Source organism: Salinivibrio sp. KP-1, from assembly GCF_000968645.1.
GTDB classification, from domain to species: Bacteria; Pseudomonadota; Gammaproteobacteria; order Enterobacterales; family Vibrionaceae; genus Salinivibrio; species Salinivibrio siamensis.
The window spans coordinates 570,215-587,123 of the sequence record NZ_LAQR01000001.1 but is presented as its reverse complement, the minus strand read 5'-3'; the positions used below and the strand labels follow the sequence as shown (position 1 = coordinate 587,123).

The window sequence follows — 16,909 nt, the reverse complement described above, 5'->3', positions numbered from 1 at the left end:
ATGTAGATGTGACGCTTGTCTCATAAATGGCGGCAATTAATGCCGCCATCTCACGCTATTGCAACACAGCGATTGCAATAGCGTGAGATGGCCTAGCGTGTCACCGACGTCGGGTTAGGCGGCCCATTGCCGTTGCTTGAGCCATTGGAACAATCCACCCAACGCCACCAAGCAAAGCCCAAGGCCAATAAAGGACAATGCTCGCATCAGCCCCTCTAAACTTGCCATATCAACCAGGAACACTTTTAGGATTACTAGCGCCAACACCGCCATTGCGCCCTGCTGTACCCGTACCGATTGCTGCCAGTAGCCACCCAGCAAGCTCAAACTCCCTATTGCCAACCATACCAATGAGTAGGTATACAGCTCTGCATGTGAGGTCAATTGCGACAGGGCAATGGTATCGCCTTGCCAAGTCTGACGGATCAAACCGTTAACCAGCAAAAAACCAAACACCGCGGCACAGGTGCTGGCCGCTGTTTGCACTCGGGCTTTTGGCAAGGGTAGCGATGGATATCCCCATTTCGCTAACCACACACACGCGAGCAAAGGAACGCCCCACCAAGGCCAGAGTAAACTGGCAAGTGGCGAGTCACCAATCGAGACCCTCTCAACGTATGGGTTATGCTCGAAAAAGAGAATAAATTGGGTGAGTGCACTTAAGACTAAGAGGGCGATGCCGCCGATACGGTACAAAAACGCGAACGTCCGCGCGGCGCGAGCACGATAAAGATACACACACGCCAATAATAACCAGTTCATGCTCATGACCACCGCGCCAGAAATCGAGTGCATCACGCTGGTCAGCCCTTGAAGATCACATAGCCACAGTGTTGCACTTGTGAGCCACAGCGCGGCGAGTTGCAGTTGCGCGCCAGTGAGCCAAGCGGGCAGTGTGTGGTTTTGGACCCAGCGCTGACCAACATAAATCAACAGCCCAAGCGACGGATAAAGCCATAATGTGTCTGGCAGTGATGCCATATGATGGGTGGAGAGCAATAACAAGGTCGCGCGCGCGAGCACCACGCTGAGCAGTGCTTGGATCACCCAATTGGCGAGCGCTATCCGGTATTGATGGGTGAGCCAAAGCATCACCACTGCTTGCGCGGTCAAGGCCAAGGTCAGAGCGTAATCGCTCAGCAGCAACGTTAACGCGAGCGCCAGGTGGGCATTGACGCCACACCAAAGGCTCAATCGAGCCAGAACATGGGCCTGATCGGTACCTTTAAAATGACGAGTAAAGGCCGCTAACACCGCGCCGCCACCGGCGAGGCAAGCCGCCCATAACGGTGCGCTAGACGCGTACGCAAGCGTTCCCCCCCAAAACGCGCCTGTCACCTTCGCATTAAGGCTCACCATGAAGGGCGTGGCCAGGCACGCTAGCCAGATAAAATGGATACGTTGCGGTGACCGTTTACCTAGGGCTAAGCCATAGAGCAGGGTAATGACACCCATCCCCAAGCCAACCTGCTGGGCAAGTGGGTCGCGGGCAAGATCACCGAACCATAACCAGAGGGCGACCCAAGCTAAGCCCAGCACCGGCCACGCATCCCAGCGTGCGGAGAAAAGCGGCGCGAGATAAAGCCATGCCACCAACGCGGCCATCAATGGCATCCCGACCGTAAACGGTAAAGAAAACGCTGCAGTAGAGGCAATAAACATTATTGCCAGCATCAGCCAAGTATCGAGTGCGTGATGGTGCCAAGCTCGAATATCGACAAGGGTGCGCCAAGACAGTGGCGCGTCAGATGTTGGTTTGAGTAACCACCCCAACGTTGGCACCGCGACTAATAGGTACACAGAGCCGAGGGCAAACCCGGTAACGATAAGCAATGGCACCGAAAAATGCGCAAAAGCAAACAGCCAAGCAAGGTGCATCCCCCACAAGCTATACCATAGCCATCGGCGCTCGACGCGCTGAGCCACATAGGTGATGGTGGCAGCGACGAGCAAGAAATAACTGGCGAGCAATCCGTAGCTGGGGGTGGCACTGGTAGAGAACAATGGCGCGCCATACGCCCCGATGAGCCCGACAACGGTCAGTAACGGACCAAATCTAAGCCCGTAGAAGGTGGCAGCGAGCGAGATCAGCGCCAGCATCACGACGGCGACTGGCTCGGAAATAAACTGATAGGGCGTCGCCGCCATCAAGGTCAGGCCAAACAAGCTGATAAAGCCCGCGCTCGCAATCGCAGCCGGCACATAGCTCGGCCAATCAATTTGCGTATACCGGCGCAACTTATCGTGCAGCCATTCACTGCCAACAATCAAGCCGACGCCAAACAGCGCTCCCAAGCCAAGGCGGGCTAACGGAGGAAAATAACCTTCACTGATCAGGTAGGAAATTAAGAAAAGCCCGCCGAGGGTAAAAATACCGGCGCCACTCCAAACCAGCCACTGTTGCTTCGCGCGCTCAAGCCAAGCGAGACGATGACGGTTATCGCCTGATGATTGCGCGTCAGAGGCGGTATGGGCGGCGTTGGTTGCGACCGGCTCTGCAACACTGGGCTCAGTGTTAGATGGCGCATGCTGGGTCGATGTGGCAAGCGCTTCCTGCGTTAATGGGTGGCTATCACGCGATACCATAGCCGCGTCTGTATCGCGGCCAGCTTCAACCGGCTCTGTGTGAGCCTCAGCCGTGAGGTTGGCTTGAGTGGACGTCGGCACCGCGTCAGCGTCCGCTTTCGATTGCAACTGGGAAAGGGTATGGCGCACTTCCGAGAGCTCTCGATTGAGTGCGTTGACTTTGAATAGGGCCGAGAGGCCACAAATACCACCAATAAGCATCACCAAACTGGCGATAAACACTAAGAGGAGTAAGGATTCCATATCGCGTTAACCAAGCCCGTTGTCACTAAATGCGTGCACACTGTACAGCGAGGCCGAATGAATTGGCGTAATCGCGACAAGAAAAGTCAAAACTTGGGAGCAAGTGCATAAAAAAGCCCACAAGCAAACGGCGAGTGGGCATAGAAGAAAAGTCTTCTAGAAAAAGCAGTGGCACAAGGTGTGACTACCAGAAATGCGAATGGGTTCCCACTTTTGTTCAAAAAAAGCACAGCCATGGCTGAGAGCGTGGCAGAGCTGGCTGCTTAACCATTTTTATTCAACGCGTTACATAGTCAGCCAAGCGCGCAAAACGTCATCATGATTTACCAAACAATATACGGTCATGCAGCAAACGCGGGTATAAACCCACCTGGTCGCTGTCTCGGCGAAATCACTCAATAATGTGATGTTACTCATGCGATGCGTGTGTGTTTCAGGCTTGTTAAAATCCATGTCTGGGTATAAAGTTAAACAAGCGTTTAATACAGGTGAATGAACAATGGCAGGACGAGGCGACACCAAAGCAAAAATTCTGGATGCCGCGGAGCAGCTCTTCGCCGAGCACGGGTTTAAAGAAACGTCGTTACGCACGATTACCAGCAAGGCTGGCGTTAACCTTGCCTCAGTGAACTATCACTTTGGCGACAAAAAATCACTGGTGCGTGCCGTGCTCGGACGCTACCTCGAAGCGTTTATGCCAGCGCTCGGTGAGCAGCTGCAAGCGCTCTTAGTGCGACCAGATTGCACGATGGAACAAGTGTTCTTATGCGCAAAACAGCCAGTGCTTGCGCTTGATGCGTATCGGCTACATGGTGCAGCCACCTTTATGCAACTGATTGGCCGCGGTTATACCGATGTACAAGGCCATTTACGTTGGTTTATCACCACCCGTTACGAACACGTGCTATCGCTGTTTAACCAAGCGGTACGCAAAGCCAACCCCGCACTGACGTCAGAGGCGGTGTTTTGGCATTTACACTTCACCCTTGGGGCGGCCATTTTCACCATGGCGTCCAGCGAAGCGTTGCGTGATATTGCCGAAAACGATTTTGGTCGCACCCTTGATACTGAAGCGATCGTTGACCGCTTAATTCCGTATCTAGCAGCAGGGATGAACGCCAAACCCGCGGCAATGGCACAGCAGGGGCAAGTGCTCGCCTTCGCGACGGAGTCACAAGCGGAGTAGGGCAATCAAAACACATCAAGCGAGGATGCGATGCGTCCCGCTTATTTGAACCACTCAGCGCAGCGACAGGTGTATCACGGTGCGTGAAGTGCAATGTAAAAACCCGTTCTGGTCGCACAATAACAGTAAAAAGAGTGCAACCATGATCAACAAAAGGACCTGAATCATGAGCTCTCAAACTTCATTACGTCGTTCACTGGTGAGTGATAAAGCGTTTACTTTCTTCAAAAAAGTGCTGCCACCGTTATCCGCCACTGAGCGTGAAGCGATGGAAGCCGGCAGTGTGTGGTGGGACGGTGAACTGTTTTCCGGATCGCCGAACTGGAAAACCTTGCACCAATATGGCAAGCCGGCGTTAAGCGCGGAAGAGCAATCGTTTATCGATAACCAGCTAGAAACCCTCCTGGCGATGTTGGATGATTTTAAAATTGTCCAAGAGCAAAAAGATCTGCCGGAAGAAGTCTGGGATTATCTGAAAAAAGAGCGCTTTTTCTCGCTGATCATTCCCAAAGAATACGGTGGCCTCGCGTTCTCGGCGCTTGCCAACTCTACCATCGTATCGCGCATTGCCACCCGTAGCTTAAGCGCAGCGGTGACCGTGATGGTGCCTAACTCACTGGGGCCGGGTGAACTGCTGACCCATTATGGTACCCAAGACCAGCGCGACTACTGGCTGCCACGCTTGGCCGATGGCCGTGAAGTGCCGTGCTTTGGCCTAACTGGCCCAGAAGCAGGCTCCGATGCTGGGAGTATTCCAGACCGCGGCGTGGTGTGCATGGGTGAACACAATGGTGAACAAGTGCTGGGGATCCGCTTAAGCTGGAACAAACGCTACATTACTCTGGCCCCCGTGGCGACCGTGGTGGGCTTGGCGTTTAAACTGGGCGATCCAGACGGCCTGCTGGGAGACAAAAAAGAGCTTGGCATCACCTGTGCCCTGGTCCCCGCAGAACACCCTGGCGTTGAAATTGGCGATCGTCACAATCCGCTCAACATGGCATTTATGAACGGCACCACCAAGGGTGAAGATGTATTTATTCCGATTGATTGGGTCATCGGCGGTAAAGACTACGTTGGCCGCGGTTGGCGCATGCTGGTGGAGTGTCTGTCAGCCGGTCGAGGGATCTCGTTACCCGCACTGGGGACGGCGGTAGGGCATCTCGCCACCCGTACCACAGGCGCTTACAGTTATGTGCGTAAACAATTTGGTATGCACATTGGCCGCTTTGAAGGGGTAGCAGAAGCCCTAGGCCGCATGGGCGGGTTGAACTACTTAATTGAATCGACCCGCACCCTGACCACCACCGCGCTTGATCAGGGAGAAAAACCGGCGATCATCACCGCAATTTCCAAATATCACATGACCGAAATTGCGCGCACCATCTTGAATGACTCGATGGATGTGCACGCGGGTCGTGCGATTCAGTTGGGGCCCCTAAACTACATTGGCCATCATTACTTTGGTATTCCGGTGGCAATCACGGTGGAAGGCGCGAATATTCTTACCCGCAACCTAATGATCTTTGGTCAGGGGGCGACCCGTTGCCATCCTTACGTGCTTAAGGAGATGGAAGCGGCGGCGAACCCAGACCAAGAGGCCGGCGCCCAAGCGTTTGATAAATTGCTGTTTAAACACATTGGCCATGCCACTAAAAACAGTGTGATGGGGCTGGTCAACGCGCTGACCGGATCGCTGACCAACCGCGCGCCGGTGAGTGGCGAGACGGCCAAATACTATCGTCACCTTACCCGCATGAGTCGTGCACTGGCGGTGACCACCGATGTCGCGATGTTGTCTCTTGGCGGTGAGCTGAAACGCCGAGAAATGCTGTCCGCGCGTCTGGGGGATGTTCTGAGCCATCTTTATATGGCGTCGGCAACGTTGAAGCGCTACGAAGATGAAGGCCGTCCGAGCCAAGATCTGCCGATGGTGCACTATGCGCTGCAATATTGCCTAGCCCAGTGTGCCAAAGCGTTTGATGGGGCCTTTAATAACTTCCCTGCCAAAGGGGTGGGCCGCAGCCTACGTGTGCTCTTGTTCCCGCTCGGCATGCACTACAAAATGCCCTCTGACAAGCTGCTTAATCAGATTGCCGAGCAGTTAATGACACCGAGCGCAGAGCGCGACCGTTGGACGCACTTATGCTATGTGGGCGACAAAGCCGACGATCCGGTGGCGGTGATGGAGCGTGCGTTTACCGCAATGTGGGCGTGTCGTGACACCGAAAAAGCCTTGATCAAAGCGGTGAAAGCCAAGCAGATTGATGGCAAAGCCAGCTTGGCGGATCGCTCGCAACAAGCGGTTGAGCAAAATCTCATTACTGCCGAGGCGCGTGACAAACTGCTAGAGGCTGATGCACTGCGTGCTTATGCGGTACAAGTGGATGACTTTAAAGCCGAATGGTTTACCTCCAGCCAGTTAGAAGGCGGTGCCATTGCCAAGCCCAATCCAAGCAAAGCGGCATAAAGGTCGCTAACTTGCGCGAAAAAGCGTCTGCACCTCGCAGGCGCTTTTTTATTGGCGCTGACACTTGGGGACACAATGCTGAGATCTTGCCCACTATTCTTGCCTGCAACACCTCCAACCACTGGGTATTTTTGCCCTTTTTCCGTAAAAGGGGATGCATAGGCAGGCGTTAGTATTTATCCTTAGCCTCAATTTTGTGAGGGACGTTGAATATGTTATGAATCCCTAAAGGTGTAACGTTCATTATAATGGTTAATATCTAAGATTGTGTGGGTGAACTGGAAGAAAGCATAGTTCTTATAGGAGCAGTGTTTTTTTTGCTGATTGGGATCGAGTAGGTGCGATGTTGTCAAACTCCTTTCTGCCCCATTACGTGTTTTAGGACAAAACCTTACGCTGTAGCTAATAGTCAGTATGCTATAAATTATCTAATCTCATTTTGAATGGAAAGACGAGTTGTGAGCAAAAAACGGTTATATGAAAAAGAACTGGTCGAGGGGATGACACCCCATACAGTGCATAGTGACGAATTAGCAGAGGTAACAGTGGATGAGTTGAGCCTTGAAATTTCTGAAAGTGACTACAAGGCCGCGTTGAAGCGAATTGAATCACTGTTTGATGCAGCGGAACCTAGCACTCCTGAAGGTAACGAACTTGAAAGGCTCGCTGCATTGGTTGAAGAGTATGAGGAAAAACACTTCCCCAGTTAATAACTGCAACGCACTTTTGTCCAGAGTTGTGCGGCGGGCGTGTAACATAAAAATGCCCCAGCTCGAACAAACGCTATACTTCAAACACGAACGTATTATTGTTAGACTATGAGTACAGCCGCGAGGCAAGATTCAAATTTAGCCGGAAGGCAAGTTAAAGAAGGCAGACCATTGGTCTGCCTTCTTTGTATGCGTATAACCAAACACACCTTTGCCCCAAAGTGAGTTGAGATTTCTCGAAGTCTCACTTTAACAAACTATCATTTGACCAAATTTTTTTATGCATGTAGTGTCAACAGAAACGTTATAGTGTGTATAGACAAATTACTTAAAAATGAATTGAGGCTGTGATGTATAAGATTAAGTTGGACGAGAGGCTCGTAGGATATGCAGTTGCCCCTGCTAAGTCAGGAGATAGAGCTGCGATTGAGTACAGAGGTTTGACAGTCCAATCTGAAGGCAGGGAATTTATACGAAAAGTTAAATCTCTTGATACCATCCTAAGCAAGTTGCCGACTTCATTTCAACCTCACACGATTAAGACATTTGTCGCCATTATAAACAATGAACTGGAAGCAAAGGTCTACATAAACGAATCCGATGTACTTGCCAAAATATCAGTAGGCAGAGTCGGTGAAATAAAAAAAGGAGACCCTGTCCATTTAAATGACATATTGCATGTTCAAGAAGTATCTTTTGAAGGAATTGAGTTCCCAAAAGATTGCGCCTATTTGGCCTTGCTCGATCATGGCTGGGATCGAGTCTTTTACTATGATTTCGGGCCACTTCTGGAGAATGATAACAAGACAGAAATTGATTATTCTGTTACGGATTTTTTGAGTTACGGATATAGTAGGGTATTATTCTATGAGACCTATGATGTATCTGAAAATGACTGGAAAAAAGTCACCTCATCTGGTTGGTTCCCATTTGCCTTTACAACATATGAAAAACAAAAAACATTAATACAGCATATTATTCATGATTGGGATTATTCACATATTCTAGAAGATATAAATAAAGAGTTCATCTTAGGTCATCAACAGTGGTTGGATAGTATTTTTTCTAACACCGACAGCTCTTTAGCAAAACATAAAGGAAGAGTTGAAAAAGCACTAAAATTTCATAATCAAGGAGATTATGATACTGCCGTTCATTTGCTATACCCAAGACTAGAGTCTGCTCTTAGGGATGATTTTCTAATGTCTAATCCTGAAAAAAAGGGGCAGAATCAAACAAGTCTCTCTAAACATATTGCCCAAAATATATCCAATAGGTCGTATTCATTCTCACGCTATTTCCCAGAACAATTCAGCACTTTCTTAACTAACATGTTTTTTCGCAACTATGATCCACATAGTGATACTAACCCTGCTAGCAGAAATTCAGTTTCACACGGAGCCATAGACGAATCAGCAATTGGTATGAAGGAATCACTAATAGGTTTCTTGATTTTTGATCAAATACATAGATATATAAAGTTTAACAAGTCCGTGGTTGCTGAGTTACAAAAGAAAACATGCAATTCAGATGTATAATATGATTGATGTTTCCATGGAATTTTGACCGTTTTCGATACGCTAGATTATGTTATTTCAGTAAAACCATAAAAGGGTTTTAAGATACATTTTGTCCATCTTCGAGCTAGCTGATTTGGCTAGCTCAGATCTGCCTCATTCCAAGCTGGACAAAGAACATTGACAACTTTCTCTCACTAGTTCTTGACCTACTTTTTCTGATAGCAGATTATGAGTCTAGTTGTGCATTTGGGGTTATACAGACATGATCTGTAATTTGTCGGATTCAGAATGAAATAAGTCTGTGATAACAGTGTTTTACATGACAGGTGTCGGCATTTTATGTAAATATTAAAGACAATGTCTGTTGAAAAAACACTGTTAAGCAGCACATCAATATCGTGGGGTTATGATGGATTTATTTACACCTATAGCAGAGGATGAAAAGTTACATCCAATATTTAAAATGATTCTTCAGAAACAATATGGACCTGAACGAGAAGTTTTAAACTCATGGGCTAAAGGTTTTGAAGATAGAGATGGAAAGTTTGTGTATGAACTCCAGACTACTTTCGAATCATCTATGTGGGAATTATATCTTAACGCATTTTTAAATGAACTTGGTGCTAATACAGACTTTTCTAAGTATGCTCCAGATTTCGTAACTGAATTAGACAGGCCTATTGTACTAGAAGCAACAATTGCAGCACCACCCCAAGGCGGAGAAGCACCAACAGGACATTCTCAAAAATTTGCGCCAACGGATTTTTCTAATTTCAATCAACAATCAGCAATTCGAATATCCAATAGCCTTTCATCCAAAATAAAAAAATATCGAACTAGTTACTCCAAACTGGAACATGTAAAAGATAAACCCTATGTTATTGGTTTGGCATCCTTTGATCGTCCTTATTCACACTATGCTGTAAATAGAGCAATTGTTGCAGTCTTATATGGGCTATATGTTGATGAAGAAACAACGATTGCAACTGGTGCTAATGAATTAATTAAATATCCAGTCGATGCTGTGATAAAAAATGAAAATGCCACAATACCATTAGGTCTTTTCACCACGGATGAATTCAAAGATGTTAGCGCTGTAATTTATAGTTCTTTAGCTACTTGGGGTAAAATTCGTGCTTTGGCAGATAATCCAAGTGCTCAAACCGTCTATCATACTAGTCATTTACCTGTTGATGGCGGTATCTTCCCAGAGATGCGTAATTCTATGAAATCAGATTATGTAGAAGATATTGCAGATGGATTACATATCTTACACAACCCATTTGCAGAGCATCCTTTGGATGTAAATACTTTTAATCATGAACGAGTAGCTCAATACTTTGTAGATCCTGAAAAGGGAATGATGGATGTTATTGCACCGGACGATTTTCTTTTATTGAGGCAATTAATGAGTGCAGTCGTACGTGGCGATGCTTAACAAGAGTAAGCAGACAGAAAAATTAATCACTTAGGATCTTAATTTACTGCGGTTGCAAGCTAAAAGCAGCTAGGTAATTTGGTAAGAAAAAATGAATTTTAATCAAAGATTTGAATGTACAACTTGTGAAAGTTTGGTTGATTGTAGAATAGGAATGTCTAACAGAGATGTTCAACCAATAAGATTTTGCTGCCCAAGTTGTGGCGAGGCTATCCATATAGATATTGAATATGGAAAAGGCGTAAAAGTAAAAGGGGCTAAGGCAGTCGAGTTTGAGGGACCTTTTACTAACGAGTATCCATTTGTCGATCTACACCTAGACTTTCCTGTTACTTTTGGTGAGTACAAAATGGGGCATACACCATTTTTAAAGGCTGTAGGTCGAATTGGTCATGAAAACTTTGGCATTCACAATGCCAGATTGAATGGCTTGAACATATTACATTCGAAAACTAAAGAATTAGAGCGTATTCTGCGTTTGTACTCAAAAAACGTGAATCTATTTGGACGGTTATGTGAAAAAGAGTTTGGAGAAACTCTCAGGTCTGAAAAGCCTCAAGATGTAAACTTAGCCCTATACCGCGTAATAGCGAAAGTGTTTGCTCCTTTTTCAATGCCATCCGAGAATGCAGAGTCTGTCGCTATTCATATGAAAGGTATTAAGGATGCATTATCTTCCGATGCTGAGGCATTTGATGCCTTTTTTGAAGAGGTTATAGGAACCGATTTTTTAAAGAATATACAGCATGATTGCTTAGAAATTTACCCGCAAATTTTGGCAGGCGAGTTAGCATTTAGACCTGCATTATTTCTGGACTTTGACACCGATTACGATAAAGAGTTGGTTGCTTTTAGGGTGTCTACAGATGACTTTCAAAAGTACAAAGATCTATACAAAGATATCTCTGAAATTCTGTCTCGTCAGCTCACTCTGGTCGCAGGAATTAACAACGTTATTTATCGTAAAGATCACAATAAGTTTAAAGATGTTGGCAAGGCAACGCCGAAGACGCTCAATCAATTTGCAGACCTACCGTATGGATTTAAAGTCACTCATTTAGACGAGTGTTGGTACAAAATTGGTGAAGGTGCAATTAATAACCAGCTCCGCAACTCAATTGCGCACGTCAAAGCGGAGTATGATGATACTTCTCAAGTTATTACTTACTACCCTAAGAAAGAAGGTATTAAGCAAGAGAAAGCGGAGTCAATTTACTTCATTGATTTTATGAGAAAAATACTCATCTCATACCGTGAAATGCATCGACTGCATCAGTTAATTAAGTGCATGTTTAACTATGAGTATTTGATGCGTAAAAAAGCTGCTTAACAAAAGCTCAAGGCTTTAACATACTTTTTCTAATCCAATAGAAACGTTCTAGAGCATCAGGGCTAAAACGTTTCTGTCCAGAAACGTGTTACGTCAGGGCAAGCGCGCGAGTAAATTATTTGTAAACGGAGATCACGCTCTTTGTTAACTCGCTAAGAGTTGAGCTGCATAAGTCCAGTTTATGCGGTCAAGGAACAAACAGGGGTAAAAGAACAGCAGCTTAAAACAACCATCCCGCGGTTAATGGGTTGTGAGAATTTACATTAATTCAACTCATGAGCTCGCCCTGCGTGTTACGTGCCCATGTGCGCATAAAAATCGTTTATTTTTGTAGCAAAGCATAATTTTATAATTATACTGTTTATATACAGCTACGGAGTGCTTATGCTTTGCATTAAATCCACATCTGATTTTGAGATAAAAAGCGTCAAATACCCTAACTTCCCTTTACTAACTTGGGAGACTGATAATTCAGATCTAGGGATTGAATCAGGAATGCTTTGCGTAGAGGCGATGCAGTTCTTGATATATGAATGCTTAAAACGAGGTCGAGTGAATAGTGAGAGTACTTGGTGGACGTATGGCAATCATTTAAGTCAATTCTTTACATTCTGTGAGCAGAACGGTTTGGATTGGCGAGACATTTCAGAAAGCAGTGAAGATGAAATGTTAGTCAGTGCCTATCGTGACCTTTGCGTTGGTGAGTTTGGTATGTCGGTAAATTCCACAAATCAACACTTACGAACGATAGTGCGCTTCTACTCTTACGGTGTAGGTAAGTGGTTTAGGTCATTACCTTACTCTCTAGAATCCGTTTCTGTGAATAAAGGCCAGCAGTTTCTAGCTCATACCGAAAGAAATGGTGGCAAGAAATACAGCTCTGATTTGATGATGAAAACTTTTGAGAAGAAAGCTCAGTTTTTGTCAGCTATTGAAGTGAGAGAGCTTTTATATGCGATTGAAAATCCAACCTTAAAACTAATGGTTCGCTTGTGTCTACAAACAGGCATTAGACGAAAAGAGCTGTTGTTGTTTCCCTTACACGTAATACGAAAACCCACTGGAAACAGAGCTTACTACGAGGTTAATATTTCACGAACCAAATGTGAGAAAGAGCGCAAGATACACATCCCAACACGACTGATGGAGGACTTGTGGCGTTATGTCAATGAGGCTCGTTTTCAGAAGCAGCAAGAGTCGGGAGTGGCATCAGATTGCTTGTTTTTAACGTCTGATGGTCAAGAGTGGACTTCTCAAGGATCTGCTTTTGGTAAGGCTCTCAAGTCGCTTAATTTACCCTTTCACGTATCACCACACATGCTAAGGCACACTTATGCAACGCACATGCTGAAAGGCATGTTAGAGCATAAAAGCAGTAAATTTGAACCTTTGATGTACTTACAAGCTCGACTTGGACATTCAAGCATCACAACCACGATGAAGTATTTGCACTTGGTTAATGATTTGGTCGATGACCTGTCGATTGAGTATCAGCAACAAATTGATGCGATTGCGTAGGTAAGGTATGGCTAGACAACGAAAAAATCTGACAGTTAACAAAAAAAAGCTCAAGAAAACGTCTGTAGTTGAACCAGCGATTGACGCGACTCAAAGCCAAAAGATTGTCCGACCAATCAACCCTGTTGTGAACTATCCAAATCTTGGCTCAAAAAGTGGTAATGGTCGCAACTTCGATTTCAGCCCTTACTACGGCAAGGGCTATGACGACATCACAAATCGAGCGTTCTACACCGCAAGAGCACTGTTGAAAAACACCGATGCTTTTACAGAGTCGACGCAACGAGATTATTTTAGGATAGGCTTTTCCTTTTTTGCTGGGTACCTAGCGTTATTTAGGCATTCAGCGAGTGAGGACTTAACACAAACGGATATTACGCCAGAGTTAATAGAGCAGTATTTACTACATCTTAAAGGATGTGGGTTAAAGTATGGTGCTCAAAAAGGATACTACACGCTTCTAAAATCATTGCTGACACGCATGAAAGAAAAGGGATATTGGTCGGTTGTTGGTAATATTAACTTAAACGCTAAGTTCTTTCCTAAGAACCCGTTTCCTAACTCAAACAAGCGTGCAAAGGGCGAGAAACCACTTACTTCCCATGAGAAAAGACAGGTAGTGGTTGCGTTAAAGCAAGCAATTAAGCCGTTTTATCAAAAGACCGAACCACTGACAGGTTATGAGTTAACACTGTGCTTATTGGCTGTGGCAATTCAGACAGGCATCAATACCTCACCACTTCTCAATATGACAACAGAGGCATTAAGTGACCATCCACTTAAAGATAATCGCAAGCTGTTGATCGTATTTAAGAAACGAGGCAATGCAACTCAATTGCACAATTTGCGTAAATCAGAAAAACTTCAGGTTGTGCAAGGGATAAAGCTCGATGTGGCTTATCTAATTGAGATCATTATTGAGCGCAATGCCCAATTCAGAGAGTTGACCAATACCGAATTAGTGTTTGTCTATGAAGCAACGAGGAGAGGCATTCGCATAAAGAAAGGCACTGCTACTTCTTTAGAAGAGGAGGTTTTGCGTAAGAACATCAATAAATTCATAATAGAATATGACTTAAAAGATGAAGATGGGCGCACCATGAATCTTAATTTAAGCCGCTTTCGCAAGACGTTCATCAATGGCATTTACGAGTTAAGTGGTGAGAGTTTGTTGGTTGCTGCACAGCAAGCTAAACACAGTGGAACAGGAACGCTTGACCACTATTTGCAAGCTCCTGAGCAATCAAAACGCAACTTAGGCTTAATGGGTGAGATACGAGTTAAAGAACTAACGTGCGCAGAGCCAAGCGTCCCAGTAGGGCATTGTAAAGACCCTAAGAATGGCGACAAAGCACCTAAGGATGGTACGTTCTGTAACGACTTTTTAGGCTGTTTTCGTTGCAAGAGCTTCGTTATCACAGGTGACGATTTGTATAAGCTCTATAGCTTTTATTGGGCGATTATTCGCAACCGTGATGAGTTCGGTCGCAAAGACTGGAAGCGTCATTTAAAAAGTGTTCTAAGAATTGTGGACGAAGAAGTTGCCCCTGAGTTTGCAAAGCTTGGTCAGTTGCAGCGTGTAGAGGCTGAAAAAAAACGAGCAAGAACCAACCCGCACCCATACTGGCAAAACCTCGATATGTTAAAGGTGACGCAATGAGTTCAGTGGAGTTAATACTAACGGAAACTGAGTTCTTAATTCAGCAATGCCCAGACCCAAGTGATAATACACTTGTTCAAGCCATTGACGGCTCTTTAACAGGCATCGTAACGTACATCAAACTCGACAATAGCGAGTATCAAACGCTTTCTCGGTACGAAAAAGATGTATGGAAACTTCCTGCTAATAAAGGCACTAAAGCAACTAGTGCGAGTCGCTTGAAGCTTAACTTTGCCACTATTTCCGATGCTCAAATGAAGCGCATGGCGAAATGGGTAATATGGAGCAAAATGAAAGAGGGCTTGGCGCTTGAAACTCTGCAAAGCATTTTGAGTAACTTGAAAAATTATTTTCAGTGGGTTTTAAGTACGGATACAACAGCGGCACACGGACTCAATGCTTTTACTTCTAATGCTTATGTGAAATTTGTAAATACTCTCACTTCAAAGCGAAGTGGTGAAATTAAGCCATTGGCAAAAGGGACTAAAATGGGAAGGTTTTCAGTATTAGAAGGCCTGTATCTTTATTGCGAGGCGTTTGATTTTGTAAAAGAGCATCCTTGGTCTGAATCAAGTGCTAGTGAACAGGCAGGATATCTTGGTGAAGCTCTAAAAGAATCAAGGGGTAAACCCAAAACGCCCGTCATTCCAGATGATGTGTTAATCCCACTGTGCCAGTTTACTAAATCATACCTAGACAGAGCTGATGAGATTCTGGCATCAGCAAAAACGAAAGAATCATTGCTGTTGCGAGATAGCTGTATCTTCTGGCTACTGCTTACCACTGGTATGCGTATCCATGAGGTGTTAGGAATTAAACGTGATGGGTATCGCTCTGAAACGAAAGATGACATCATTTATTACTACATCGAAACTGTATCTGAGAAAACACATACAGGGTTGGCTGAGTGGATTGCGCCAAAGCTTGCGACAAAAACGATTGATATTCTTGGTCGTTTGAGTGCGCCACTTCAAAAGAAACTTGAGAGTGATTTACTAGAAGCTCAAGCCAGCAATGACCATGTGGAAGCTAATCGACTTAAAGAAATGTCAGGTCATATTTGCCTATCGAACAGTAAAAAGAGAGATCAAATCAACCTGTTGTCAGGTAATACTATTACAGAACTGAGATTGCCAAACCTATGCAAACAGATAGGGAGTGATTGGAATCTATCAGCACACCAGTTTCGACGTACCTTTGCTAACTACGCAGTGCATTCAGAGTTAGGTGATTTGAGAGCATTGAAAGACCACTTTAAGCACTGGTCTATCACCATGACTGCTTTGTATGCCTTTAATGATGATTTGGATGCGGATCTATTTGAAGAACTGCTCCGAGAGAAGTATCTGATTGAGGAAGAAATCAAACAAGATTGGTTTGAGTTGGATACACCTATTACTGGTGGTGAGATGGCTCAAAAAATCATGCAAGTTCGTAAAGATGGTGAACTGATAAAGGCTTTTGGTTCTCATATTGCTATGGTAAAGGCATTCACTGCCTCGATACCGATTAGGTCTGTTGGGATTGGTTGGTGTACCAATGATGATGAATGTAAGTGTGGTAAGCCTGATAGTTGTGAAAGTGGCATTGTCGATAAGCGTCATGCGCCTTACTGGACAGGGATGCTCGTTCAACAAATGAAACTACTGCGATTGGGTATTAGTGATATTGGAGAGGCGGGTATAGAGAATGTCAGAAAAGGTGTGGAACGCTGTGAAAAGGTGCTAACTGCGTTAGGGTTCGATGTTGAAACTATGAAACAAGAGATTAACGAGAGAGAGCAAATCGAGGTGGAAAATGTCTAGTCAAAAAGAGAAAATAACCCACAAAGCGGTTCGACTTGCCATTGTTCGCATCGAAAAAGGTCGTCCAAATATTGTTTCTGATAAACGAAAAATGAGTGTCGCTGCCGTTGCCGAAGAAGCTGGCGTAAGTCGAGCGTTGATTCATCGTGATTGCTCTGACTTGTTAGAGCGCATCAAAGGCGGTGTAAATAAGGGCATCCGACAGCTGCGTGATGCTAAACAGACTGAACTAAATGAGTATAAAGAACGCAATCGAGAGTTGCGTTCTGAGTTGGCAGAGTTGAAAGCTATGTTAGCGAAAGTTCAATCACAAAATGCTACGTTAATACGTAAAAATATGGCTCTAAGTAATACCCATGCGGATAATAGCGATGTAACGCAACTTATTTATAGCTAATTATCTGAATTTAAAAGAAATAATTCCATATTAATATTGCTTTTGAAGT

The 16,909-nt window shown here is 45.2% G+C and carries 11 protein-coding genes; 10 read left to right on the top strand and 1 reads right to left on the bottom strand.

Annotation, left to right across the window (positions count from 1 at the left end; all coding sequences use genetic code 11):
* Positions 1-114: 114 nt before the first annotated feature.
* Positions 115-2,829 carry a DUF2339 domain-containing protein gene (locus tag WN56_RS02605; RefSeq protein ID WP_046073476.1) on the bottom strand — a complete coding sequence of 905 codons (2,715 nt, stop codon included), beginning with the start codon at positions 2,827-2,829 and terminating at the stop codon, positions 115-117.
* A 499-nt stretch (positions 2,830-3,328) separates the two neighbouring features.
* Here WN56_RS02605 and WN56_RS02600 point away from each other — a divergent pair, with 499 nt between their 5' ends.
* The 10 genes from WN56_RS02600 (at position 3,329) to WN56_RS02555 (ending at position 16,860) form a co-directional block, all read left to right on the top strand.
* Positions 3,329-4,015, top strand: coding sequence for a TetR/AcrR family transcriptional regulator (locus WN56_RS02600; protein ID WP_046073475.1), 687 nt, complete (start codon positions 3,329-3,331; stop codon positions 4,013-4,015).
* 166 nt (positions 4,016-4,181) lie between these two features.
* On the top strand, positions 4,182-6,482 hold the full coding sequence (locus WN56_RS02595; protein ID WP_046073474.1) for an acyl-CoA dehydrogenase: 2,301 nt from the start codon (positions 4,182-4,184) through the stop codon (positions 6,480-6,482).
* A 458-nt stretch (positions 6,483-6,940) separates the two neighbouring features.
* The gene (locus WN56_RS02590) at positions 6,941-7,192 is read left to right on the top strand and encodes a hypothetical protein (protein ID WP_046073473.1); all 252 of its coding nucleotides are present in this window, start codon (positions 6,941-6,943) and stop codon (positions 7,190-7,192) included.
* A 350-nt stretch (positions 7,193-7,542) separates the two neighbouring features.
* Positions 7,543-8,730 (top strand): hypothetical protein, encoded by a 1,188-nt coding sequence (locus WN56_RS02585; RefSeq protein WP_046073472.1) that lies wholly within the window; start codon positions 7,543-7,545, stop codon positions 8,728-8,730.
* Between the two features lie 388 nt (positions 8,731-9,118).
* A complete protein-coding gene (locus tag WN56_RS02580) occupies positions 9,119-10,150 on the top strand; it encodes a glycosaminoglycan attachment site (RefSeq protein WP_197075728.1) in 1,032 nt (343 codons plus the stop codon).
* A 154-nt stretch (positions 10,151-10,304) separates the two neighbouring features.
* Positions 10,305-11,480, top strand: coding sequence for a hypothetical protein (locus tag WN56_RS16945; protein WP_046073471.1), 1,176 nt, complete (start codon positions 10,305-10,307; stop codon positions 11,478-11,480).
* A gap of 384 nt (positions 11,481-11,864) precedes the next feature.
* A complete protein-coding gene (locus WN56_RS02570; RefSeq protein ID WP_046073470.1) occupies positions 11,865-12,998 on the top strand; it encodes a site-specific integrase in 1,134 nt (377 codons plus the stop codon).
* A 7-nt stretch (positions 12,999-13,005) separates the two neighbouring features.
* Complete coding sequence (locus WN56_RS02565; protein WP_046073469.1) at positions 13,006-14,658, top strand: hypothetical protein; 1,653 nt, start codon at positions 13,006-13,008, stop codon at positions 14,656-14,658.
* Positions 14,655-16,463, top strand: a complete 1,809-nt coding sequence (locus WN56_RS02560) for a tyrosine-type recombinase/integrase (RefSeq protein WP_046073468.1) — start codon at positions 14,655-14,657, stop codon at positions 16,461-16,463. Before WN56_RS02565 ends, WN56_RS02560 begins: the two co-directional genes overlap by 4 nt.
* On the top strand, positions 16,456-16,860 hold the full coding sequence (locus tag WN56_RS02555) for a hypothetical protein (RefSeq protein ID WP_046073467.1): 405 nt from the start codon (positions 16,456-16,458) through the stop codon (positions 16,858-16,860). Before WN56_RS02560 ends, WN56_RS02555 begins: the two co-directional genes overlap by 8 nt.
* Positions 16,861-16,909: the final 49 nt, after the last annotated feature.

Coding starts and splice junctions, on each gene's coding strand:
- WN56_RS02570 (WP_046073470.1), top strand. CDS start 11,865: ATGCTTTGCATTAAATCCACATCTGATTTTGAGATAAAAAGCGTCAAA.
- WN56_RS02595 (WP_046073474.1), top strand. CDS start 4,182: ATGAGCTCTCAAACTTCATTACGTCGTTCACTGGTGAGTGATAAAGCG.
- WN56_RS02555 (WP_046073467.1), top strand. CDS start 16,456: ATGTCTAGTCAAAAAGAGAAAATAACCCACAAAGCGGTTCGACTTGCC.
- WN56_RS02585 (WP_046073472.1), top strand. CDS start 7,543: ATGTATAAGATTAAGTTGGACGAGAGGCTCGTAGGATATGCAGTTGCC.
- WN56_RS02600 (WP_046073475.1), top strand. CDS start 3,329: ATGGCAGGACGAGGCGACACCAAAGCAAAAATTCTGGATGCCGCGGAG.
- WN56_RS02580 (WP_197075728.1), top strand. CDS start 9,119: ATGATGGATTTATTTACACCTATAGCAGAGGATGAAAAGTTACATCCA.
- WN56_RS02560 (WP_046073468.1), top strand. CDS start 14,655: ATGAGTTCAGTGGAGTTAATACTAACGGAAACTGAGTTCTTAATTCAG.
- WN56_RS02565 (WP_046073469.1), top strand. CDS start 13,006: ATGGCTAGACAACGAAAAAATCTGACAGTTAACAAAAAAAAGCTCAAG.
- WN56_RS02605 (WP_046073476.1), bottom strand. CDS start 2,829: ATGGAATCCTTACTCCTCTTAGTGTTTATCGCCAGTTTGGTGATGCTT.
- WN56_RS16945 (WP_046073471.1), top strand. CDS start 10,305: ATGTCTAACAGAGATGTTCAACCAATAAGATTTTGCTGCCCAAGTTGT.